Source organism: Streptomyces javensis (assembly GCF_039525925.1).
Taxonomy (GTDB): domain Bacteria; phylum Actinomycetota; class Actinomycetes; order Streptomycetales; family Streptomycetaceae; genus Streptomyces; species Streptomyces asiaticus.
The window spans coordinates 138,056-159,346 of the sequence record NZ_BAAAIF010000015.1; the positions used below are offsets into that span (position 1 = coordinate 138,056).

The 21,291-nt window shown below is 72.1% G+C and carries 23 protein-coding genes; 17 read left to right on the forward strand and 6 right to left on the reverse strand.

All coding sequences use genetic code 11. The annotated features are described in order from the left end of the window. Positions 1-26 precede the first annotated feature (26 nt). Positions 27-236 (reverse strand): DUF397 domain-containing protein, encoded by a 210-nt coding sequence (locus tag ABD329_RS16585; protein ID WP_198280212.1) that lies wholly within the window; start codon positions 234-236, stop codon positions 27-29. 17 nt (positions 237-253) lie between these two features. After that, entirely contained in the window at positions 254-1,138 is an 885-nt protein-coding gene (locus tag ABD329_RS16590) for a DUF5753 domain-containing protein (RefSeq protein WP_198280213.1), read from the reverse strand. Positions 1,139-1,292: 154 nt separating this feature from the next. Between ABD329_RS16590 and ABD329_RS16595 the strand changes: the two genes are divergently transcribed. From ABD329_RS16595 to ABD329_RS16620, 6 genes are all read left to right on the forward strand, one after another. After that, entirely contained in the window at positions 1,293-1,694 is a 402-nt protein-coding gene (locus ABD329_RS16595; protein WP_138915455.1) for an ATP-binding protein, read from the forward strand. Between the two features lie 49 nt (positions 1,695-1,743). Further along, positions 1,744-2,166, forward strand: a complete 423-nt coding sequence (locus ABD329_RS16600; RefSeq protein WP_344316543.1) for a hypothetical protein — start codon at positions 1,744-1,746, stop codon at positions 2,164-2,166. A gap of 389 nt (positions 2,167-2,555) precedes the next feature. Next, positions 2,556-3,350, forward strand: a complete 795-nt coding sequence (locus ABD329_RS16605; RefSeq protein ID WP_246619157.1) for a response regulator transcription factor — start codon at positions 2,556-2,558, stop codon at positions 3,348-3,350. A 54-nt stretch (positions 3,351-3,404) separates the two neighbouring features. Next, complete coding sequence (locus tag ABD329_RS16610; protein WP_198281976.1) at positions 3,405-4,325, forward strand: helix-turn-helix transcriptional regulator; 921 nt, start codon at positions 3,405-3,407, stop codon at positions 4,323-4,325. 488 nt (positions 4,326-4,813) lie between these two features. Further along, the gene (locus ABD329_RS16615; protein ID WP_344316554.1) at positions 4,814-5,377 is read left to right on the forward strand and encodes an ABC transporter permease; all 564 of its coding nucleotides are present in this window, start codon (positions 4,814-4,816) and stop codon (positions 5,375-5,377) included. A gap of 26 nt (positions 5,378-5,403) precedes the next feature. Continuing rightward, a complete protein-coding gene (locus tag ABD329_RS16620) occupies positions 5,404-6,456 on the forward strand; it encodes an ABC transporter substrate-binding protein (protein WP_198279182.1) in 1,053 nt (350 codons plus the stop codon). A gap of 17 nt (positions 6,457-6,473) precedes the next feature. On the opposite strand, the gene ABD329_RS16625 is transcribed toward ABD329_RS16620, so the two are convergent. The 4 genes from ABD329_RS16625 to ABD329_RS16640 form a co-directional block, all read right to left on the reverse strand. Beyond that, the gene (locus ABD329_RS16625; protein ID WP_198279183.1) at positions 6,474-7,751 is read right to left on the reverse strand and encodes an MFS transporter; all 1,278 of its coding nucleotides are present in this window, start codon (positions 7,749-7,751) and stop codon (positions 6,474-6,476) included. Then, on the reverse strand, positions 7,748-8,530 hold the full coding sequence (locus tag ABD329_RS16630) for an LLM class F420-dependent oxidoreductase (RefSeq protein ID WP_198279184.1): 783 nt from the start codon (positions 8,528-8,530) through the stop codon (positions 7,748-7,750). Before ABD329_RS16630 ends, ABD329_RS16625 begins: the two co-directional genes overlap by 4 nt. A gap of 89 nt (positions 8,531-8,619) precedes the next feature. Further along, the gene (locus ABD329_RS16635; protein WP_198279185.1) at positions 8,620-9,636 is read right to left on the reverse strand and encodes a zinc-dependent alcohol dehydrogenase; all 1,017 of its coding nucleotides are present in this window, start codon (positions 9,634-9,636) and stop codon (positions 8,620-8,622) included. A gap of 75 nt (positions 9,637-9,711) precedes the next feature. Continuing rightward, a complete protein-coding gene (locus ABD329_RS16640) occupies positions 9,712-11,277 on the reverse strand; it encodes an MFS transporter (RefSeq protein ID WP_198279186.1) in 1,566 nt (521 codons plus the stop codon). Between the two features lie 344 nt (positions 11,278-11,621). Between ABD329_RS16640 and ABD329_RS16645 the strand changes: the two genes are divergently transcribed. From ABD329_RS16645 to ABD329_RS16695, 11 genes are all read left to right on the forward strand, one after another. Next, positions 11,622-12,371 carry a helix-turn-helix transcriptional regulator gene (locus ABD329_RS16645; protein WP_198279187.1) on the forward strand — a complete coding sequence of 250 codons (750 nt, stop codon included), beginning with the start codon at positions 11,622-11,624 and terminating at the stop codon, positions 12,369-12,371. A gap of 286 nt (positions 12,372-12,657) precedes the next feature. After that, positions 12,658-12,909 carry an acyl carrier protein gene (locus ABD329_RS16650; protein ID WP_020871025.1) on the forward strand — a complete coding sequence of 84 codons (252 nt, stop codon included), beginning with the start codon at positions 12,658-12,660 and terminating at the stop codon, positions 12,907-12,909. Positions 12,910-12,948: 39 nt separating this feature from the next. Next, on the forward strand, positions 12,949-14,190 hold the full coding sequence (locus ABD329_RS16655; RefSeq protein ID WP_198279188.1) for a beta-ketoacyl-[acyl-carrier-protein] synthase family protein: 1,242 nt from the start codon (positions 12,949-12,951) through the stop codon (positions 14,188-14,190). Continuing rightward, positions 14,187-15,332 (forward strand): beta-ketoacyl-[acyl-carrier-protein] synthase family protein, encoded by a 1,146-nt coding sequence (locus tag ABD329_RS16660; RefSeq protein ID WP_198279189.1) that lies wholly within the window; start codon positions 14,187-14,189, stop codon positions 15,330-15,332. Before ABD329_RS16655 ends, ABD329_RS16660 begins: the two co-directional genes overlap by 4 nt. After that, complete coding sequence (locus tag ABD329_RS16665) at positions 15,329-16,453, forward strand: beta-ketoacyl synthase N-terminal-like domain-containing protein (protein ID WP_344316545.1); 1,125 nt, start codon at positions 15,329-15,331, stop codon at positions 16,451-16,453. Before ABD329_RS16660 ends, ABD329_RS16665 begins: the two co-directional genes overlap by 4 nt. Then, positions 16,450-17,442 (forward strand): acyl-CoA thioesterase family protein, encoded by a 993-nt coding sequence (locus ABD329_RS16670; protein WP_198282010.1) that lies wholly within the window; start codon positions 16,450-16,452, stop codon positions 17,440-17,442. The genes ABD329_RS16665 and ABD329_RS16670 overlap by 4 nt, the downstream gene beginning before the upstream one ends. Continuing rightward, positions 17,442-18,674, forward strand: a complete 1,233-nt coding sequence (locus tag ABD329_RS16675) for a beta-ketoacyl synthase N-terminal-like domain-containing protein (RefSeq protein WP_198282011.1) — start codon at positions 17,442-17,444, stop codon at positions 18,672-18,674. The genes ABD329_RS16670 and ABD329_RS16675 overlap by 1 nt, the downstream gene beginning before the upstream one ends. Continuing rightward, positions 18,671-19,771 (forward strand): beta-ketoacyl synthase N-terminal-like domain-containing protein, encoded by a 1,101-nt coding sequence (locus ABD329_RS16680; protein ID WP_344316546.1) that lies wholly within the window; start codon positions 18,671-18,673, stop codon positions 19,769-19,771. The genes ABD329_RS16675 and ABD329_RS16680 overlap by 4 nt, the downstream gene beginning before the upstream one ends. After that, entirely contained in the window at positions 19,768-20,559 is a 792-nt protein-coding gene (locus tag ABD329_RS16685) for an SDR family oxidoreductase (RefSeq protein ID WP_198280568.1), read from the forward strand. Before ABD329_RS16680 ends, ABD329_RS16685 begins: the two co-directional genes overlap by 4 nt. Continuing rightward, positions 20,556-20,882 carry a DsrE family protein gene (locus tag ABD329_RS16690; RefSeq protein ID WP_198280567.1) on the forward strand — a complete coding sequence of 109 codons (327 nt, stop codon included), beginning with the start codon at positions 20,556-20,558 and terminating at the stop codon, positions 20,880-20,882. Before ABD329_RS16685 ends, ABD329_RS16690 begins: the two co-directional genes overlap by 4 nt. After that, positions 20,882-21,289, forward strand: coding sequence for a DsrE family protein (locus tag ABD329_RS16695; RefSeq protein WP_086883415.1), 408 nt, complete (start codon positions 20,882-20,884; stop codon positions 21,287-21,289). The genes ABD329_RS16690 and ABD329_RS16695 overlap by 1 nt, the downstream gene beginning before the upstream one ends. Positions 21,290-21,291: the final 2 nt, after the last annotated feature.

Consider the following 21,291-nt stretch of genomic DNA (forward strand, 5'->3'; position numbering starts at 1 on the left):
GGCGGCACCACACCGTCGTCATACGATCAGGCGTCGAACGCGCCCGCCTTGGCGCTCCGGACGAAGGCGGCGAGCACCGCGGGCACGGTGGTCAGGACGGTGCCGGGGTCGTCGCTCTCCCGCAGCCGGACGCGGCCGCCGGCGGCGGCGACCTCGACGCACTGTCCCTCGCCCACGGAGTGCGAGGACTTGCGCCAGTGGGGGTGGCGATGCGCGGTCATTGCAGAGGTGTTCATATGTGGGGCCCTCTTTCTCATACCAGACCAGCGATGAGGGCCTTCGTCGCATCCGTGGACAGTGCGCAGTCCACGATATGGCCGAAGGCGTCGGCGAAGACGTTGACGTCGTCGACTCCTTCGACGTATGTGGGGCCGCGCAGGTTCTCCTGGGTGACGACATCCGGCATGGGCCCGGGGAAGGCCACGAGTGTGAACGCTCCCGCGTCCCCGGGGTTGGGCGCCGTGTCGATCGGCAGCACCTGGAGCGTGACCGTGGGCCAGTCCGCCACGTCCAGCAGCCGCTTCAGCTGGGCGGCCATGATGCCGGGCCGGCCGGTGAACCTGCGGCGCAGCGCCGCCTCGTGGATGACGGCCCACAGCCGCAGCGGGTGGCAGGAGCGGGTGAGAACGGCCTGGCGGGCCAGGCGCACCTCGGCGAGGGCGTCGACCTCGGAGGCGGTGCGGGCCACGGCGTTCGCCGCGATGGTCTCGCGGGCGTAGTCGGCCGTCTGGAGCAGGCCGGGGACGACCAGTGAGGCGTAGTCGCGGACGCTCTCCGCGTCGCTCTCCAGCGAGATGTAGTCGGCGTAGGCGGGGCCCACGACACCGCGATAGGTCTGCCACCAGCCGCGTTTGCCCGCGTCCTTGGCCAGTCCCTCCAGGGCGATACGGGTGCCCGGGTCGGTGACGGCGTAGGCCCTCAGCAGGGTTTCGACCTCGGTGGTGCGGATCGTGGCGTTGGCGTTCTCGATTCGCGAGAGCTTCGGCGCCGTCCAGCGGCGGGCGTCGGACGATCCGTTCGCGGCCGCGTTGAGTGCGTCGGCCGCCGCGTCCAGTGTCATCCCCGCTTCGGTGCGCAGTTTCCGTAGCGTGGAGCCCAGGCGCCTGCGCCGAACGGTGGGCACTGGCTGGTAGGACATGTCGCCAGTCTGTCGTATTGCCAACTACGCCTACCAGCCAGGCATATGCCAGTCTTGTGCGAGTGGGTCGAAACATTGCGAGTGGGACGTTCCATAGGCCAGGATCGCTAGGGGACACGGCAGCGCGTCGTGCTTTGGAGGGGCCCCGGAGCATATGGCTGAGAACATCTCGCAGCGATACGAACTGCGCCTCCGTGCCCATCCCCGGATACTCGCCGACATACGCCGCGCCGTCGGGGCGCGACTGCGGCTGTGGGGGCGTGAGGAGCTGATCAGCGCGGCGGGGATGTGCGTCACCGAGCTGCTGTCCAACGTCCACAAGCACGCGGCCTCTCCCGAATGCGTCCTCACCCTGGAGAACCTTCCGTACGGGATCCACGCGGCGGTCAGCGACACCGAGTCCGGGCTGCCGGTGGTCAAGGAGCCGGACTTCCTCTCCGAGAGCGGCCGGGGAATGTTCCTGCTGAGCAAGACCGCCCATGACTGGGGCACGGATCTCACCCCGACCGGCAAGACGGTCTGGTTCACCCTCCGCGCGGAAGCGGTGGAACCGTGACCGGCGGCGCCGGTAGCGTGGGGCCCCGATCGAGGGCAGGGGGTGGGCCGTGGACCCGGTGACGGCGGGTGCGCTGGTCGCGGCGGTGAACGCGGCGGCGTCGGGCGCCGGCGGCGAGGCCGGGCGGCGGGCCCTGGAGTCCTTCGGCACGCTGGTCCGCAGGGTGCTGCGGCGCGGCGGGGGCGAACCGGCCGGCGAGCCGGAGCCTGGTGGTGAGCCGGAGCCGGGTGGTCCGGATCCGGTGGCGATTCCGTACGACGACGGCGCGCGGCTGCGCCAGTTGGCCGATTTGCTGGTGGAACGGGCCCGGCAGGACCCGGAGTTCGGCCGTGACCTGGCCGCCTGGATGCATGAGCACGGCGCGACGGCCGGGCGGGCGGGGGCCGTGGACAACCGCATCGGGGGCAACGCCCGTATCACCGGCCCGGTCATCCAGGGGCGGGACTTCCAGGGGCCGATCAGCTTCGGCTGATGCCGATCGGCCGCGCCGAGTTGGCAGTAACCGGACAGCGGCCCCCACTCCGCGTCGCCGAACGGCGTCGATCCGCTGCGGTCCGTAGTCCCTCCGGGTCCGGAAGGTGCACTCGCCGGTAACTTGTGGACACGCCCCCCGGCGCATCGACGGCTCGACAGCAAGCCGCGCGCCGCCGCGCACCGTTTTGCCAACTCTTTACCTCACGCCCCGCGTTGACGCGGTCGCTGTGCGCGAATTAGTGTCGTCGTGGATTTCGCACAATGCTGCCCGCGCATTTCGGGGCAGGGAAATTGACGAGAATCAGGCCGGTATTCGCATAACCAGGTCACTGTCGCCCGGCAGGGGAAGTCATGGTTGGTCTTGTGAGGGTGTCCGAGCCTTCTCCCATGAGCGCGGAGAGCACGGAGACTCCCTCGTCAGGCGCCATCGACTATGTCGAGCACGCGCTGCTGGCCGCCCGTGATCTGATCGAGTCCACGGTCACCAGGCACCGAAGGGAGCTGGCCCAGGACTCCTGGGCGGGGACGGCTCTGGGGAAGGTGCCGCTCGCCGAGGTCGTCGACACCCTCGTCGACTGCGCCGAGCGGACCGTCGGCGTGGTGCTGTCGGGGAACGAGGAGCAGACGCGGGCCGTCTGTGCCGCGCTCGCCCGCCCGGCCAGGGGGGCCCGGCGCGCCGTCGTCGTACGGCTGTTGTGCGAGGAGCCGGTGCTGGCCTCGGGGGCGGTGCGGGCGCTCGCGCGCACCGATCCCCGGTGCGAGGTCCGGATCTGCGACGGCGGGCTGCCGGCGTTACCCGAGGCGCTGCTCATCGACGGCGAGGTGGTCTACCTCAGGAGGGGGCCGTCGGAGCCGGGGCGGGGCCCGGGGCAGGCGTCGCTCGTCGAGGACCCCGCCACGGTGCGGGCCCTGGAGATGATGTTCGCCGGGACCTGGGGGAACGCCGTGGCGCTCGCGGACTATCCGCGGCTCGGCGGGCGGTTGTGCCCGGACTCCGTACGGCGGATCCTGGAGTGTCTGCGCACCGGCCACACCGATGAGGTGGCGGCGCGTCAGATGCAGGTCTCCTTGCGTACCTACCGACGGTATGTGGCGGAGATCATGCGCGAACTGGGGGCCAACTCCCGCTTCCAGGCGGGGGTGCGGGCGGTGGAAATGGGGCTGCTGCCCAGCCGCCACTGAACGGCGCTCGAGACCTTGACCACGTCACGAGGCGGAAAGTGCGGGAATATCGACATGATGGAGCGCGGACGCGATCCTGGACCGGAGGCCGCGCTCGCGGGGGACAGCCTGGAGGGGACGCTACGGGAGGTACGGGACCTCATTGAGTCCACGGTGGTCCAGCACCGCGCCCGGCGGGCCCGGGACGCGCGGTTCACCGAGGTGGGGGTGGAGGACGCCGCGTTCCTCGCCGCCGCCGAGGAGGTGATCGGCCAGGCGGGGCGGAGCGTGGACGCCGTCTTCCCCGAGTGCTCGGCCCGGATGGCGCCGGTGCAGGCCGCGCTCGGCGCGCTGCTCACGGACCTCGGCGAGCCGGTCGGGGTGCGGGTGCTGCGCGGCAGATCCGCGCCCGGGGCCGGATCCACCGCGCCCGCCTCCGGATCCACCGGGCCCGCCTCCGGATCCACTGCGGGAACGGCCGCCTCCGGGTCCGCTGCCGGGGCGGTGCCCTCGGGGCCCGTACCGCGGCCCATCCCCGGGCCCGCGCCGCCCGCCGAGGCGCCCGGCGCCGCCCCGGCCGCGCACCCCGCGCAGGTGCGGATCGCGTCGGTGCCGCTGCCCACGGCGGTGATCGCCGACGGCCGTACCGCCCTGGTGTGCACCGAGGCCGAGGAGGGGCGGCAGACCTCGGTCATCGAGGACCCGGTGGTGGTGGCCACCCTGTACGGCATGTTCCGCTCCATCTGGGGCGGTGCCGTGCCCGCCGCCCGCCCGCTGGACTTCGGTAACCGCGCCCGCACCGAAATGGTCCGCCGGGTGCTGGCCCGGCTGCGCGACGGGGTCACCGACGAGGCCGCCGCCCGCGACCTGGCGATCTCGGTGCGTACCTACCGCCGCTATGTCACCGGGATCCTGGAGCTGCTGGAGGCCAACTCCCGTTTCCAGGCCGGGGTGCGCGCCACTGAGCTCGGCATCCTTGGAAATAGTTCCACATGATTATTTCGTTTTCCCCGTCGACATTGTGATCCGGAGCGTGCTGGCGATAGGTTGCCTGCGGGCGTGCCGAGATCTGGCAACAGCCGGTAATGCAAGGGGATTTGGGGATGACCGAAGGGCACGGAAGGGGCGCGACCGCCACGGCGGGCGCGGACGGCGAGTCGACTGCGGACGAGCCGCATTCACCCCGACCGGGACATGCGCGAAAGACCGGCGACGGCGGCGGAAATGGTGAGAAGTCGCCGTCCGGGGCCGGCCGGAAAATGACCGGAGCGGCATCCGGGGCGACGCTCGCCAACCGGCGCGGAACACTGTTCCGGAGTGTGCTGCCGCCGCTGGTATTCGGGCTGTTGCTGCTTGTCGTCTGGGACATCGTGACCCGGACCGGCGCCGTTGCGGAGTTCTATCTTCCGGCTCCGCTGGACCTCGCCCGGCAATTCCTCGATGACGTCTTCCACGGTGATCTCGTCGACTACACCGAGGAGACGGTGTGGGAGGCGCTGGCGGGCAGCGGTATCGGCATCGGAGTGGCGCTGCCGCTCGGCTATCTGATCGCCCGCAGCGAGATCGCCGCGGCGGCCCTCCAGCCGTATGTGGCCGCCTCGCAGGCCATGCCCGCGGTGGCGCTCGCCCCCCTGCTGGCCCTGTGGATCGGGTACGGACTGCTGCCCATCGCGGTCCTCTGCGCGCTGCTGGTCTTCTTCCCCATCATCGTCAACACCGTGCTGGGGCTGCGTTCGCTGGACCCCGATGTGATGGGGGCCGCGCGGGTGGACGGGGTGGGGTGGTGGGGGATGCTCTGGTACATCGAGCTTCCGCTCGCCCTGCCCAGCGTCCTCGCGGGGGTGCGCAACGGCCTCACGCTCTCCATCACCGGCGCGGTCGTCGGTGAGTTCGTGATGGGCGGCGACGGCCTGGGGCAGCTGCTCTCGGTGCAGCGCCAGGAGGCCGACACCATCGGACTGTTCTCGACGCTCGTCATGCTCGGCCTTCTCGCCGCGGCCTCGTACGGAGTGGTCCGCCTGGTCGAGCGGCTCGTTCAGCGCGACTGACAACTTTCACCCAAGAGGAGAAGTACGTGCGTTTCGTGCAGACGTCCATGAGGCGTGCCCACAGACATCGGGTCACGGGCGCGGCCGCCCTCGCCTCGGTGGTGGTACTGGCCACTTTGACCTCATGCGCCGAGGAGCCGAAGAACGCGGGGGCCAAGGGCGGCGCAAGCATCACGGTGGGGCTGACCTACACCCCCAACATCCAGTTCTCGCCGTTCTATGTGGCCGCCGAAAAGGGCTACTACAAGGACGCCGGACTCAATGTGACACTGCGCCACCACGGCGCGGCCGAAGATCTCTTCGGGGCTCTCACATCGGGCAAGGAAGATGTGATCTACGCGGGCGGCGACGAGATGCTTCAGGCGCGCGCCAAGAATGTGCCCGTCGTGGACATCGCCACCTTTTACCAGAAATACCCGGTGGGCCTGATCGTGCCCAAGGATTCGAAGATCCGGACCCCCGCCGACCTCAAGGGCCGGAAGATCGGTACCCCGGGTGCCTTCGGCGAGACCTATTTCGGTTTGCTGGCGCTCCTGAAGGAGGGCGGCCTTTCCACCAAGGACGCCAAGGTGCAGAACATCGGCTTCACCCAGCAGGCGGCCCTCACCGGAAACAAGGTCGAGGGGGTGATGGGCTATCTGAACAATGACGCCGTCTCGTTCAAGGAGGCGGGCAAGGAGGTCCGGTCGATAACCCTCAACTCGGGCGCGTCCGGAGACCAGTTGGTGGGTGTCGGTCTGGGCGCCAAGAAGAAGACGCTCGACAAGCGCGGCGACGACATCAAGAAGTTCGTCGACGCGTCTTTGCGCGGATTGCGCTATGCGATCGACCACCAGGACGAGGCCATCGAGCTCAGCGAGAAGTACGTACCGGGGCTGCGCGGCGACAAGCAGCGGAACAACGCCCGCGCGGTGCTCAAGGCCACGGCGCCGCTGATGAGGAACGACCAGGGCGAGCTGGGCGCGATCGACCCGCAGACCTGGACCCGGATGGCCGACTTCATGTACGACCAGGGGCTCCTGGAGAAGAGCGTCACGCCTGAGGATGCCTACGACACGTCGTATCTGCCCAAGTCTTAGCCCGGTTCGGCGGGTGGTCAGGTGCCGCCCGCAGTCCGGCCGTGCAGCGCGGCGGCCACCGTGAACGCGGCCGCCGCGCCCAGGGCGAGCGCCAGCCAGCTGCCCGTCGCCGAGGCGTTGGCCACGACGAACAGCCCGATCGGCGGGCCGGAGGCGGTGCCCAGGTTCCAGGCGAGCGACGCCAGGGCGCTCGCCCGGCCCACCGCATCCTCTCCCGACCAGCGCAGCAGCAGCGGATAGAAGGCGGAGGAGTACATCAGCTCGCCCGCCGCGAAGATCACCGCGAAGGCCAGCAGCAGTCCGTACCGCACGGCGGCCGGGGCCGCCTCCCCGGCCAGCGCCGCGCCCAGACCGCAGCCGAACGCCCCGGTCCACAGCACCGGACCGACGGCCAGGCTCACGGTCTCCGGCAGCCGTTCCAGCCGGCGGCGGAGCAGCGGCTGGAGGGCGATCAGGGCGAAGGAGTTGGCCGCCACCACGGCGCTGACCCAGCCCAGGGTGACCGCCATGCGGTCGTGCATCAGCAGCGGTACGGTCGCCTCGATCTGGGTGAAGCCGACGATCGCGAAGAGCGCCTGGGCCAGGATCAGCAGCGCCATCGGCCGGGCCCGCAGCAGGGCCCGATAGGTCGGCCCGGCCCCGGAGGGCGCTGATCCCCCGGATGGCTCCGTGGCCTCCGGCCGGTCCCGCCGCCGGGGCCGTACGCCCAGGATCACCGCGATCAGCGGGAGCGCCGCCAGTCCGTTGGCCAGGTACAGCCAGCGCAGCGCCCCCACCGGGGTGGCCGCGCCGTGCAGCGCGAGCCCGGCCGCGACCGAGCCGAGTCCGATCCCGGCGTTGTTGACGATGTGCCGGATGGCGAAGGCCGAGCGGCGGCCGCTCTCGGGGACGGCGGTGTCCACGATGCCCACGATCGAGGCGTAGAAGAGCCCGAAGCCCGCACCGACGCACACCCCGGAGGCGAGCACCAGCGCCACCGAACCGGCCGGTGCCAGCAGGGCGTAGCCGACCGCGAGCGCCGCGCCGCCCAGCGCGCCCACCCGGTGCGGGCTGCCACGGTCGGCCAACGGCCCGCCGGCCAGGGCGGCGGCGAAGCTGGCCGCGGCCATCGCGATGAAGTAGCCGCCCGCCGCCCGGCCGCCGAGCCCCAGCAACTGGCTGATGTAGATCGAGGTGAACGGGAAGCACAGCCCGTTGCCCAGGCTGGAGAGCAGCAGCGCGCCCATGAGCAGGCCGAAGCGGCGCCCCAGGGGCGTACGGGGCGTACGGGGCGCCGTGGCGCGTATGGCCGTCACGAGGCGAGCGCGGCCCGCACCTTGAGCAGCTCCTCGACCCTGCGCAGGTCGTACGGGGCCGGGAGGGAGAGCACCACATGGACCGCCCCGGCCTCGGCGAACCCCTCGACCAGCGGCAGCTGGTCCGGGTTGACCATCACCGTACGGGCCACCGCGCCCGGGTCCCGGCCGACCCGTTCGCACCACTCGTCCAGCACGCCGCTCAGCTCGCGGAAGTCGGCGACCGGGTCCTCGGAGGCCCAGCCGTACCAGTTCCACCAGTCGGCCTCGCGGGCCACCAGCTCCAGGGTGCGCCGCCGCCCGGCGCCGCCGATCAGCAGCGGAAGCGGGCCCGCCGGACCGGGGTTGAGCTTGGCCAGCCGCTCCTTGACGGCGGTGACGGACGCGGCGAAGGCGTCCATCCGCCCGGCCGGTCCGGGGAAGGGCAGCCCGTACTCGGTGTGCTCGGCCTCGAACCAGCCCGCGCCAAGACCCAGCACCAGCCGTCCGCCGCTGAGCTGGTCGACGGTGCGGGCCATGTCCGCCAGCAGATGCGGATTGCGGAACGCGGTGCAGCTCACCAGCGGCCCGATGGTGGCCCGCCGGGTCTCGACCGCCATCGCGGACAGCAGCGACCAGCACTCGTAGTGGCGTCCGGCGGGGTCGCCGGTGTGCGGCAGGAAGTGGTCCCAGGTCCACAGCGAGTCGACCCCGATGGCGTCGGCCTCCCGCCACGCGGTGCGCAGCTCGGCGATTCCGGTGTGCTGGGGGTGGAGTTGGACGCCTACGCGCAGGGACACGGAGGGGAATCCTTTCTCTTGGCGGTTCGGGGCTCTTGGCGGTTCGGGTCTGTTGCCGGTACGCCCGCGACGGGCGGGCGCCGCGGTGGCTACGGCGTGACGACCACGCGGTAGACGGGCGTCTCGGCGGCCTGTTTGAGCGCCTTCTCGACCTCGTCCAGCGAGTAGCGCGCCGTGACCAGCGTCTCCAGCCGCCCGGACAGCCGCCCGCCGCGCAGCAGCTCGGCGGCGGCGCGCCAGTCGTCCGGCTCATGGCTGAAGGAGCCGGTGACGGTCAGCTGGCGGCGGTGCACCTCATAGCCGGGGAGCTCGGCGGGCGGGCCGCCGGGGCCGCCGCCGTAGAGGACGACGGTGCCGCCGTCGGCGACCGCGGCGAGCGCCGAGGCGATGGCCTCCTTGGACGCGATGGTCACGAAGACCACGTCCGCCGGGGGCAGTTCGCCGACGTCCTCGGGGGTGACGGCCGCGTCGGCGCCCGCCGCCGCGATGGCGGCCAGCCGCTGCTCGTCCCGTTCGACCACCGCGACGCCACGGGCCTGGAGCTGCGCGGCGACGGCGAGGTGGAGATGGCCCATGTAGCCCGCGCCGATGACGGTGACCCGGTCCCCGGCGCGGAAGCCGCCGCGGCGCAGCGAGTGGACCACACAGGCCAGCGGCTCGCCCATGGCGGCGATGGCGGGGTCGGCGTCGCCGACCGACCACACCCGGGAGGCGGGCAGGGCGATGTACTCGGCGAGCCCCGCGCCCATGGTGATCGCGCCGTCCGCCCGCTTGTGCCCCTGGAGCGCGACGCAGATGGCGGTCTGGCCGCGCCGGCAGCTGCGGCAGGCGCCGCAGCGCGGCAGCCCGTCGAGGGCGACGAGGGAGCCGACGGCGGGCATGTCCTCCAGCGTGGCGGCCTTGGCGCCGATCCGCTCGACCCAGCCGGATATCTCATGTCCGGCGGCGGCGGGGTAGACCGTCATCCGCCCCGCGTAGAGATTGGCCTCCATGGTGCAGATACCGCAGGCCGCGATGCGCACCAGCACCTCGGAGTCACCGATGTCGGGGACGGGTATCTCTCTGGTCTCCACCTGGCCTGCCGCCGTGATGACAGCTGTCCGCATGTGAACTGCCTTCCCCGTTACGGATGTTGTGCCCGGAGGCTATGCCGGGGCGACCGGGGTGGCAAGGAAGAACGATCACATGCTGGATCGCGCTCCGGAAGATGTCCTGCGGAAGCCCCACCAGATGATCAGAGCTCCGGCCGCGGCGGCGGCCGCGCCGACGACGGAGGCCACGTGCATGGCGTGGACGAACCCCTCGTCGGCGATGTCGGACAGCCGGGGCAGCCGCATCTTCGCGCCGAGCAGCCGGGTGGCCTCGGGCGACTCCGCGGCGCCGTCGGCGGCACGGGAGGGCAGTCCGCTCAGGCGCGGGGTGACCCGGTCGCGGTAGACGCTGACCAGGACGGAGCCGAGGACCGCGACCCCGAGGACGCCGCCGATCTGCCGCAGCGAGTTGTTGACGGCGGAGCCCGCGCCGGTCCGGTCGGCGGGGAGGATCGCCATGATGGCCTCGGTGGTGGGGGCGACGGCCGCGCCCATGCCCAGCCCCTGGAGGATCAGGAAGACCCAGAACAGCGGCAGTCCGCTGTGCTCGTCGAGGAACACGTACGCGACGAATCCGGTGGTGGCGATCAGCATGGCCGCGGTGACGACCGGGCGCACCCCGTGGGCCCGTACCAGCCTGGCCGAGAGCGGGGCGCCCAGCAGCACGCCGAGGGCGACCGGGGCGATGGAGAGACCGCACTCCAGCGGGGTCTGGCCGTGGACGCCCTGGAGATAGAAGCTGGTGTAGTACATCGAGCCGTTGAGCCCGAAGAACGTGAGCATGACGGCGACGCTGGCGCCGGTGAAGCGGATGTCGCGGAAGAGCCTTACGTCGAAGCTGGGGTTGGCGACGCGCAGTTCGACCAGGACGAAGACCGCGACCAGCAGCACACCCCCGGCCAGCGAGCCGACGATGGCCGGGTCGGTCCAGTCGTTGCGGTGGCCGCCCTCGATGACGCCCCAGACGATGGCGAAGAGCCCGGCGGTGGAGAGCACCACGCCCAGCGGGTCGAACTTCTGCCGCACCCGGGTGACCACACCGGGCAGGAAGACGAACGATCCGGCCACGCACGCCACCACGATCGGCACGTTCACCAGGAAGACCGAACCCCACCAGAAGTGGTCGAGCAGCGCTCCACTGAGCATCGGCCCGGTGGCGATCGCGATTCCACTGGAACCCGACCAGATGGCGATGGCGGTGGCCCGGTGCCGCTCGTCGAAGACCTGGGCGATCAGGGCGAGGGTCGCGGGCATGATCAGGGCGCTGCCGATGCCCATCGCGCCGCGGGCCACGATGAGTTCGGTGGCCGAGCCGGAGTAGGCGGCCCAGGCGGAGGCCGCGCCGAAGAGGACCATGCCGGTCAGCAGTAAGCGGCGGTGGCCGTAGCGGTCGGCGAGCACCCCACCGGTGAACAGCAGTACCGCGAAGACCAGGGTGTAGGAGCTGATGCTCCACTGGAGCTGATTGGGGCTTGCGCCGAGCCCCTCGGTGGGGTCGGCCAGGGTCTTGAGGGCGACGTTCAGCACGGTGTTGTCCAGCCACACCGCGAGTTGGGACAGGACGAGCACCGAAAGCGCGAGCCATTGGCGACCGGTGGGGGAGTGGGAGGGACCGGCCTGGGCGGCGTCGGTGGTCGCGGTGTTCTGTGCAGCCATGGGGGCGGCGCCTTTCGGGACCCAGGGCATGGTGGGGGGTCCGCGTCGTATGGCAAGGGATGGCGTGCTGGCTCTAGAGGAAGTTACCAATCCGCCGAGCGGAGGCGCAGCCCCTTGCCGACACGGGGAGGTGTCGTGGCCGGAACGCGAGGGTATTTCCCGGCGGGAAGTGTCCCATAAGGAACGATCTTCCTTGCCGTGTGCCAGGGGGCTCGTTACTGTTCCCGGAAAGGGAACGGGGGTGTCCTTTGAGCCATTTCGGAATTCAACCAAATGGGCGAGTGCCTATTGACGGATTTGACGGGGAGGTGGGCACGGGAGGCGCGGTTCGAACGGAGCCGGACATGGGTTCTGACAACCTGGAGGAGACTCTGGGCCAGGCGTTACGCCTCCTTGAGTCCGCCGTGCACCACCACCGCCGCTCCGCGCTGGCCTCGGCGTCCGCCGAACTGCCGGTGGACGGGGAGGCCGTGGCCGGGTGGGTGGCGCGGCTGGTGCTGCGCGCCGAGCGGGATGTGATCTGGAGTCTGCCGGAGGTCACGGGCGAGGACCACGCCCGGCTCGTCGGGCAGACGCTCGCCCAGCTGGCGGGCAAGGGGGTCAGGACCCGGATGCTGTGCCCGCCGGCGGTCATCCGGGGCGCGGCCTGGCAGCGTTCGGTGGGCACCGTGGCCCGCCTCGAGGTGCGCGTCTTCGAAGGGGTGCGGCAGGAGCTGGTGGTCGTGGACGGCGCGGCGGTCATCGCGCCCGACGCCTCGCCGGGCGAGCCCGGCGGCTCCCGCGCCTCGATGATCCAGAACTCGACCGTGGCCGATATGCTGCACCAACTGCTGTGCGGCATGTGGGACACGGCCCCGCGCCCGATGCGTCCGCTGTCGTTCGAGGGCGGCGCGCGCGGCCGGGTGCTGCGCGAGGTGCTGACGCTGATGGCGGAGGGCTACAAGGACGACGCCGCGGCGCGCAAGCTCGGCCTTTCGGTGCGTACCTACCGTCGCTATGTGGCCGACATCATGCGGGACCTACAGGTCGAATCGCGGTTCCAGGCCGGAGTGCGCGCCGTGCGCGCCGGGCTGATGGAGTCCGACCCCGAGTAGGGGCGGGCCGCACAACCGGGGAGGCAGCCGGGTTGTTGGCGGTTTGAACGTTATTGCCACGCTTCTGTCCGCCGGCGACCTGGCAGCTTCCTGTCGATTCCATCTTCTGACCGCGGGGTAACCGGCTCCCATCGGCAGCTTTATGACACGCCGACTAGTCGAACGCTGGTGTTCATCGGGCGCGTGACAGCTAGTGGACTCTGGGGTTGTCCCCTCCCGGACCGGCGCCTAGCGTCAGCGGAAGCTTCGTCGCTTTGCCCATGCCCGAAAATGGAGGTGCGCGGTAATGACCGCCATCGTCGAAGAGCGTCGTGAAACCATCAAGGAAATCGTCACCGATATCCTTGAGATCGACCCCGACGAGGTCACCGAGACCAGTCTCTTCAAAGAAGAGCATGACGCGGATTCACTGCGTGCCATTGAAATACTCGCGGCATTGGAGAAGACCTTCAACATTGTCATAGACCAGTCCGAACTCAGCCGGATGGTGAACCTCCGGGGCGTCTATGAGGTTGTCTCGGACGCGGCGGGCTGGTGACCGCCGGATCCTGGCGGACTCCTCGGAAGGCAGGGCGAAATGCGTGGTGAGCCGGGTCGTAGGGTCGTTGTCACCGGTCTCGGGGCGGTGTCCGGCATCGGCATCGGCGCGGCGGAATTCCTCGCCGGACTGCGCGCCGGGAAGAGCGCGGCAGGGCCCATCACCGCGTTCGACACGGAGGGCTTCGACCGCTCTACGGCGTGTGAGGTCAAGGATTTCGAGCCGGACCGGTGGATTCGAAATCTCGATGTGCGGACACTGGGCCGGGCCAGCCGGTTCTCGGTCGCGGCGGCCCGTATGGCGGTGGCCGACGCCGGATTCGCCGAGCCGGAGAGCGCACTGCGCGACATACCCTCTCTGATCTCCGTCGGCACGACCGACGGCGAGTCCAGGGACCTGGACCATCTGGTCGAGGAGGAAGTGGACCTGGGGCCCGAGCGGATGGATCCCACGGTCGCCCGGCGGGTGCCCGCGGGACGGCTGTCGAGCGCGATCGCCCAGGAGTTCGGCCTCACCCGCGCCGAGGCGGTCACCCTCCCCACCGCGTGCGCTGCCGGGAACTACGCGGTCGGCTACGGCTACGACGCCATCCGCGGCGGGGACGTGGACGTGGCGCTGTGCGGCGGGGCCGACGCCCTGTGCCGCAAGACCTTCACCGGCTTCTACCGGCTGGGCACCATCGCCCCGGAGCGCTGTCAGCCCTTCGACAAGGACCGCAAGGGCATCCTGACCGGCGAGGGCGCGGGCATCCTGGTGCTGGAGAGCCTGGAGTCGGCGCTGGCCCGCGGCGCCCGTATCTACGCCGAGGTGCTCGGCTACGGCCTCAACTGCGACGCGGACCATCCGGTGGCCCCCAACCAGGACAGCGTGGTCCGCTGTATGCGGCTCGCCCTGGAGAACGCCCGCGTCAAGCCGGACGAGGTCGACTTCATCTCCGCGCACGGCACCGGCACCAAGGCCAACGACACCACCGAGGCCCGCGCCATCCGCCAGGTCTTCGGGGACACCGCCCCGCCGCGCACGGTCTCCATCAAGTCGATGATCGGCCACTCCATGGGCGCCGCCGGGGCGTTGGCCTCCATCGCCTGCTCCCTCGCGCTCACCGAGGGCTTCATCCCGCCGACCATCAACCATGAGCACACCGACCCCGAGTGCGGTCTGGACTGTGTGCCCAACCAGGCCGTGACAGCGGACCTGAAGGTGGTCCAGAACAACGGGCTGGCCTTCGGCGGCAACAACGCCGTCGTCATCTTCGGCAAGGCCCGAGCGGACTGGTCATGAGCCAGCTGGTGACGGGCGCGGGCGCGGTGGCGAGCGTGGGCGAGGGCGTCGACGAGGTCTTCCGGGCCCTGTGCGCGGGCACCAGCGGACTTGGTGAACTGCGCGGCTTCGACCGGGAGCGGTACCGGACCCGCCACGCCTACGAGGTCGACGACCGCCCCGCGCCCGGCACCGACCTCCCCGGCCGCGCCACCGACTGGCTGCTGCGCGCGGTCGGCGAGGCCGCGGCCCAGGCGGGGCTCGGCGAGGACCTGAGCGAGGTGCCCGTCCTCATCGGCACCGGGCTGCGGGAGCTGCGCTCGGCCGAGCTCGCCTGGCGCGACGGCACCCCCTTCGACATCGACCGGCTGCACTTCGGCACCGCGTTGCGGACACGTTTCGGCGCGGTCCGCACCCACACCTTCTCCGGGGCCTGTTCGGCCTCCCTCTACGCGCTCGCACTCGCCGCCGACCTGCTGACCACGGGGGCCGAGGACACCGTCGTGGTGGCCGGAGTCGACACCCTCACCGAGTCGATGTACGGGCTGCTCGACCGAGTCAACGGCGAACCCCCCGACCGCGTCCGGCCGTTCGACCGGGACCGGCGCGGCGTGCTGATGGGCGACGGCGCGGCCGCCGTGGTGCTGCGCCGGGAGGAGCCCGGCGCGGAGCACCGCGCGCTCGGCCGGGTGCGCGCCGTCAGCATGAACTGCGACGCGAACCATGTGACCGCCCCCGACCCCCAGGGCATCGCGCGGGCGGTGCACGAGGCGCAGTGGCGGGCGGGCGTCAAACCCGGCGACATCGACCTGGTGCTGCTGCACGGGACCGGCACTCAGCTGAACGACGCCGCGGAGGCGACCGCCATCGCCGAGGTCTTCGGCCGCGAGGTCAGCGGACCCCTGATGACCGCCATAAAGTGCATGACCGGCCACACCTCGGGCGGCTCCGGGCTGCTCAGCCTGATCGTCGCGCTGGAGTCCATGGCCTCCGGCCGGGTGCCGCCCACCCTGGGCCTGGTCGAACCGCTGCCCGAGGCCGAGGCGTTCCGCTTCGTCCGGGAGGAGGCGCGGGAGGGCGGGGATCTGCGGGTCGCGCAGATCGACGCGTTCGGCTTCGGCGGGGTCAACGCGGTCGCCATCGTCGAGAGGGCCGGTCGATGACGCACGGCCCCCGCGAAGTCGTCGTCACCGGCGTGGGCCTGGCCGTTCCCGGCGTCGGCACCCCCGAGGCGCTGCTGCGCCGCACCGCCTGCCCCGTCACCGGGCCCGCCCCCGAACCGTTCGACACCGCCGCCCGGATCGGCCGCCGGGGCCACCGCTACAAGGACCGGGCCACCCGGCTGGCGCTGTGCGCCGCGCTGGAGGCGCTGCGGAACGCCGATCTGATCCCCGCCGACGGCGAGGAGGTGACCGTGCCCGGCGACACCGTCGGCGTGGTCGCCAGCTCCAACCTGGGCAACCTCGACACCGCCTGCCTCACCGCCGCCGCCATCGCCGAGCGGTCCGCCATGGACCTCAGCCCCATGAGCCTGCCGAACGCCTCCAGCAATGTGGTCGCCTCCTGGGTGGCCATCCGCCACGGGCTGCGCGGCCCCAATCTGATGCTGTGCAACGGGGCGACCTCCGGTCTGGACGCCGTGCACTGGGGCGCCACGCTGGTCGCGGCGGGCCGGGTCCGGCGTGCGGTGGTGATCGGCGTGGAGACGCACAACGCCGTGGTGGAGGATCTGCTCGGGCGGTCCGCGGGGGAACTGCTGGACGGCGCCGCCGCCCTGGTCGTCGAGGGTGCGCGCTGGGCCGAGGCCCGGGGGCGGCGAGCCGTCGCCGCACTCGGGCCGTACGAACGGCGGGCCGGGCTCGGCGGCTGCGTCGAGGCCCTGCTGCCCGACGGTGCCGCCCCCGGCGTCTGGTTCACCCCCGAGCGCTACGCCGAGGGGCCCGCCGGGGCCGTACCGGTGCCGGGGGGCGTGCCGCGCTACGACGTCACCGGTGCGGTGGGCCGGGCCTCCGGGGCCCTCGGGGTGCTCCAGTGCGCGGCGGCCGTCGGCTGGCTGGCCCGCTCCGGGGCCGGGGCCGATCCGGGAGCGGGAGCCGGAAGCGCCGCCTTCGGGACCGGTCCCGGGGCCGCGCCGGACCCGGTGCCCGCGTCCCGCCAGGCGCTGATCACCAGCGGGGACGACACCGCGGACGCCGTGGCCGGACTGCTGCTGCGCCCCGCGCCCGACCGGTGCCCCCCGCGCCCCGCACGTGCCCCCCTTATCTCCATGGAGTGTTCCCGATGACCGCCGTCGCCCCGCCGATGTCGACCAAAGCCCTGCTGACGGACGTCACCACCGTCCGGCTGCGCCCGCGCTACGAGGGGTCGAACATCTGCACCTGGATCGGCTTCAAACACGTCAACTACCTCGTCGAGGAAGCCGTACTGGTGCACTTCGCGGACTCCGGGGCGCCCGCCCGGCGGCTGTACGAGGAGCACGGTCTCGGGCTGGACATCGTTGCCCTGGAGACCCGCATCCTGCACGCCTTCCACATGGACGACGTGGCCGAGGCCGAGGTGGCGCCGGACACCGAGGACGACGACCGCACCCTCGGCTTCCGGGTGACCCTCCGCGTGGAGCGGGACGGCTCGGTCCTCAAGGCCGTGGCCGCCAAGGTGCGGGTCTCGCTGCGCGCCGACACCTATCTGCCGGAGGTCGGCGAACCCCCGGCCGAATTCGCGCCGTTCGTGGTGGACCGGCTGGGGGCCGAGGCGCGCACGGGCGAGCTCGCGCCGATCCGGGTGCGGATGCCGGACGCGGACGAAGCCACCGTACTGGCGTCGCTGACCGAGGGCCGCAACGCCTACGCCTGGAAGTGGAACATCCCGTACCCCTACTGCCACTTCACCGAGCGGCTCCAGATGTCCGGCTATCTGCGGCTGATGGAGGAGGCCAAGGACCGCTTCGTCCTCGACCGCGGCATCTCCATCAAGACCCTGCTGGACGACCGCAAATGGATACCGGTCGTCCCCCGGTCCTCGGTGCGCGTCCTCGACGAGGCGGTGATGGAGGAGGACCTCTACACCGTCTACACGGTCGAGGAGATCTTCAAGGACCTCACCTACACCGCCCGGATGGACTGCTTCGTGGTCCGCGACGGCGCGCTCACCCTCACCGCCACCGGCCGGATCACCCACGGCTACGCGGTGATCGACAACCGGAGCGACTGGCGGCTGGTCCCCTTCGACCGGCGGGTGCTGGACGCGCTCGGCGGAGAGCAGAGCGGCACCTGATGGACGACGTACTGGTCACCGGCCTCGGCGCGCTGTCCCCGCTGGGCGCGGGCGTCGATGCCTTCTGGCGCGGGATGCACAAGGCGGACACCGCGCCGTCGCGGGTCCCCGATCCGCTCGCCCACATGGACCATCCGCTGATGTACCTGGTGCCGGAGGCCGATATCCCGGACGGCCCGGAGGAGCAGGACGGGCTGCCGCTGGGGCGCGGCTCGCGGTTCGCGCTCGCGGCGGCGCGCGAGGCGGTCGCCGACGCGGGGCTGGCCGTGCTGGAAGGGCCGGAGACCACGGGCGGCGGGCTCGATCCGCGCCGGGTGGCCGTCGCCCTCAGCACCGGTATGGGCGACACGGATCTGCACGAGGGCTGGTGGACCGGCGGCGCCCCCGCGTCCGGCCGCTGGGCGCCCCCCTTCCCGTCGGCCTCGGTGGTCGGCGGGTGGTTCGGCGCCCAGGGCGTCAACACCTGCGTCAGCAACGCGTGCGCCGCCAGCGGCTACGCGCTCTCGGTGGGCGCCGATCTGATCCGCTCCGGCGAGGCCGACGTGGTGCTCGCGGGGGGCGCCGAGGCGTACTCCCGGACCGCCCTGGCCTGCTTCAACCGGCTGGGTGCCATCGACCCCGAGCGCTGCCGCCCGTTCGCCGCCGAACGGCGGGGCACCGTCTTCGGCGAGGGTGCCGCCGTGCTCGTCCTGGAGTCCGCCACGCACGCCCGCGCGCGCGGCGCGCGCACCGTCTACGGCCGTCTGGCGGGCGCCGGCTGGAGCTGCGACGCGTACCACGCGACCGCGCCCGAGCCCTCCGGTGAGCAGATCGAGCGCGCGATGCGCGAGGCGCTCCGGGAGGCGGGGGCCGGGACCGGGACGGAGTCCGGGGCCGAACCCGGCTCCGGCGGGCTGGGGTTCGTGATCCCGCACGGCACCGGCACCGAGCTCAACGACGTGGTGGAGAGCCGGGTGCTGGACGCGCTGACCCCCCGAACGCCGCTCTACAGCGTCAAGGCGCTCATCGGGCACACCGGCGGCGCGGCGGGCGCCTTCGCCGCGCTGGCCGCCAGCCTGGTGCTGCACCACCGGACGCTGCCGCCGAACGTGCCGGTCGGCGAGCGGGACCCGGAGTGCGCGGTGCCGCTGCCGTCCGGCTCCGCGCCCATGACCGGGGCGTACGGGCTGGTCAACGCCTACGCCTTCGGGGGCAACAACATCTCGCTCGTCTTCGGGGAGGCCGCCGCGTGAGCGATGAACCGGCCGTCGGCCTGGTGGTGACGGGCATCGGCACCGTGGGCGCGGACGGCTTCGACTTCCGTACGGCGCTCGGCCGGCACGGCTACAAGTACCTGCCCGCCGCCTCCCAGTACTTCCTCGCCGCGGCCAAGCGCGCGCTGGCCCAGGCGGGCCCGGACGCCCTGGCGGCGGTCGGGCCCGAGGAGCGGGGCGCCGCGGTGGGCACCAACAGCGCGGCCGTCGCCCTGCACCACAGGATGGACAGCACGGTCACGGCCACCGGGGCGGGCGATCTGTCGCCGGTCACCGCGCCCTACTTCTCCATCAACCTCTTCGGCAGCCGGCTGGCCACCGAACACGACCTCAAGGGCTTCAACCTCACCTTCACCAGCCCCCGGGTCGCGGGCCTCGAGGCGCTCCAGATGGGCCAGCGCGCCCTCGCCACCGGCCGGGCCCGGCGGCTGCTGGCCGGGGCCACCGAGGAGGCGCTGCCCGAGGGCGAGCCGGGCGCGTACACCTCGGAGGCCGGGGCCGTCGCGCTGATGCTGGAGCCCGAACCGGCCGCCCGCGGCCGTGGGGTGGCGGCGCTGGGCCGGGTGGGCGTCCGCTCGTTCTTCCTGCCGCCGAAGGTGGCCGCCTCCGCCGAGGGGGCCGAGCGGGCCGCGGCGCTGCTGCGGGACGCGCTGGACGCCCTCGGCCACCGGCCGGACCGGCCCCTGGCCGTCACCGCCGTACTCGACGGCTCCCCGGTCGGCGAGGCCATGGCGGCGGCGCTGGACGAGAAGGCGCTGGGCGGGCGGGCCCTGGCGGGGAAGCCCGAGCGGGTCCCGGCGGGCGCGGGCGCCCTGGAGCCGGTGGCGCGCGTGGCCGCCGCGCTCGGCGCACCGGAGGGCCACCCCCACGCCGTGGTCACCGCCGCGGCCGAGGGGAACGCCGCCGTCTGCCTGGTGACCCCGGGCTGCCTGGAGATCCCGGGCGGCCTGGATACCTCGGGCTGTCTGGAGATCCCGGGCTGTCTGGAGACCTCGGGCGACGCGAGTGCCATGACGGATCCGCCCGGCGGAAGCGAGCGGCCCAGGGACGGACGACGGAGGGCGAGCGACCGATGATCACCCGACTCGAAGGTTCCTGGTGCCTGGTCCTGGGCGCCTCCAGCGGTATGGGCCTGGCCATCGCCCATGAACTGGCCCGCGAGGGCGTCCACATCCTCGGCGTCCACTTCGACACCACCGACGGCCAGGAGAAGGCCGCCGTCGCCCGGGAGGAGATGCGCGGCCACGGCGTCGAGGCCCACTTCTTCAACGCCAACGCCGCCTCCGCCCGCACCCGCGAGGAGCTGCTGCCCCGGTTCGAGGGGCTGACCGGCGGCACGGGCATCCGGATCGTGGTGCACTCGCTCGCCTTCGGCACCCTGCTGCCGTACGTCGGCGCCGAGGGCGAGGACAGCCTGACCGCCCGCCAGATGAACATGACGCTCGACGTGATGGCGCACTCGCTCGTCTACTGGACCCAGGACCTGTTCACCGCGGGGCTGCTGCGCCGGGGCGCCAAGGTGTACGCGATGACCAGCGCCGGGGGCACCAGGGTGATGCCCCACTACGGCGCCGTCTCCGCCGCCAAGGCCGCCCTGGAGTCCCATGTGCGCCAGCTCGCCCTGGAACTCGCGCCCTCCGGCATCGCCGTCAACGCGCTGCGCGCCGGGGTCACCCCGACCCCGTCCATGGAGCGCATCCCCGACAGCGACCGGCTCGCCGCGTACGCCCGGGACCTCAATCCGCACCGGCGGCTGACTCGGCCCGAGGACGTCGCCGAGGCGGTCTCGCTGCTCTCGCGCACCGACTCCTCCTGGATCACCGGCAATGTGATCGGCGTGGACGGCGGTGAACTGCTGACATGACGGGCCATCTGCTGATCGAGAGCGGCGGGCCGCAGACCGGACCCGCCTGTGAGCGGTTCCTCGGCGATGCGGCGCGGCTGGCCAGGGACGGTCACCAGGTGGTGCTGTTCCTCGTGGAGAACGGGGTGACCGCCGCCGTCCCCGGCACCGCCCCGGGCATCGAGACGTTCCTGAGCGACGGCGGCGAGCTGTGGGTGGACACCTTCTCCGCCGCCCAGCGCGCCCTGCCCGCCGCCGATCTGACGCCCCGGGCGCGGCTGGTGGAGATGGACGACGTGGCCGCCAAGCTGCTGGAACCGCGGATCAGGGCGGTGTGGCACTGATGCCCAGACCCGTCCCCCGTACCGATGTACTGCTCAACCTCTTCGGCGCGCCCCACCAGACCGACCTGGTCACCTCGGCGCTGCGGCTGGCGGCCGCGCTGCTCGCCCGGGGCGCCCGGGTGCAGATCTGGACCTGCGGCGACGCCACCCGGCTGACCGGCGCCGCCCTCGGCGACACCAAACCGCGCGACTACACCGACCTGGGGCGCGAGCACCCCTCCACCGCCCGGGTCGTCCGCGAGCTGATCGAGGACCACCCCGACCGGCTGTACTGGTACGTCTGCCGCTTCTGCGCCGAGGAGCGGGGCGCCGCCGAGCAGATCCCGCAGGTCCGCAAGCGGGCGCCGTTCGTCTTCGCCGAGCATGTGAACGCGGCGGACAAGAGCCTGCTCATGGGGGTGTGCTGAGC

Bases quoted from the DNA above. Each gene is read 5' to 3' on its own strand.
- ABD329_RS16650 (WP_020871025.1), top strand. From the start codon at position 12,658: ATGACCGCCATCGTCGAAGAGCGTCGTGAAACCATCAAGGAAATCGTC.
- ABD329_RS16655 (WP_198279188.1), top strand. From the start codon at position 12,949: ATGCGTGGTGAGCCGGGTCGTAGGGTCGTTGTCACCGGTCTCGGGGCG.
- ABD329_RS16690 (WP_198280567.1), top strand. From the start codon at position 20,556: ATGACGGGCCATCTGCTGATCGAGAGCGGCGGGCCGCAGACCGGACCC.
- ABD329_RS16660 (WP_198279189.1), top strand. From the start codon at position 14,187: ATGAGCCAGCTGGTGACGGGCGCGGGCGCGGTGGCGAGCGTGGGCGAG.
- ABD329_RS16640 (WP_198279186.1), bottom strand. From the start codon at position 11,277: ATGGCTGCACAGAACACCGCGACCACCGACGCCGCCCAGGCCGGTCCC.
- ABD329_RS16645 (WP_198279187.1), top strand. From the start codon at position 11,622: ATGGGTTCTGACAACCTGGAGGAGACTCTGGGCCAGGCGTTACGCCTC.
- ABD329_RS16665 (WP_344316545.1), top strand. From the start codon at position 15,329: ATGACGCACGGCCCCCGCGAAGTCGTCGTCACCGGCGTGGGCCTGGCC.
- ABD329_RS16635 (WP_198279185.1), bottom strand. From the start codon at position 9,636: ATGCGGACAGCTGTCATCACGGCGGCAGGCCAGGTGGAGACCAGAGAG.
- ABD329_RS16590 (WP_198280213.1), bottom strand. From the start codon at position 1,138: ATGTCCTACCAGCCAGTGCCCACCGTTCGGCGCAGGCGCCTGGGCTCC.
- ABD329_RS16595 (WP_138915455.1), top strand. From the start codon at position 1,293: ATGGCTGAGAACATCTCGCAGCGATACGAACTGCGCCTCCGTGCCCAT.
- ABD329_RS16675 (WP_198282011.1), top strand. From the start codon at position 17,442: ATGGACGACGTACTGGTCACCGGCCTCGGCGCGCTGTCCCCGCTGGGC.
- ABD329_RS16670 (WP_198282010.1), top strand. From the start codon at position 16,450: ATGACCGCCGTCGCCCCGCCGATGTCGACCAAAGCCCTGCTGACGGAC.
- ABD329_RS16610 (WP_198281976.1), top strand. From the start codon at position 3,405: ATGATGGAGCGCGGACGCGATCCTGGACCGGAGGCCGCGCTCGCGGGG.
- ABD329_RS16585 (WP_198280212.1), bottom strand. From the start codon at position 236: ATGAACACCTCTGCAATGACCGCGCATCGCCACCCCCACTGGCGCAAG.
- ABD329_RS16605 (WP_246619157.1), top strand. From the start codon at position 2,556: ATGAGCGCGGAGAGCACGGAGACTCCCTCGTCAGGCGCCATCGACTAT.
- ABD329_RS16685 (WP_198280568.1), top strand. From the start codon at position 19,768: ATGATCACCCGACTCGAAGGTTCCTGGTGCCTGGTCCTGGGCGCCTCC.
- ABD329_RS16695 (WP_086883415.1), top strand. From the start codon at position 20,882: ATGCCCAGACCCGTCCCCCGTACCGATGTACTGCTCAACCTCTTCGGC.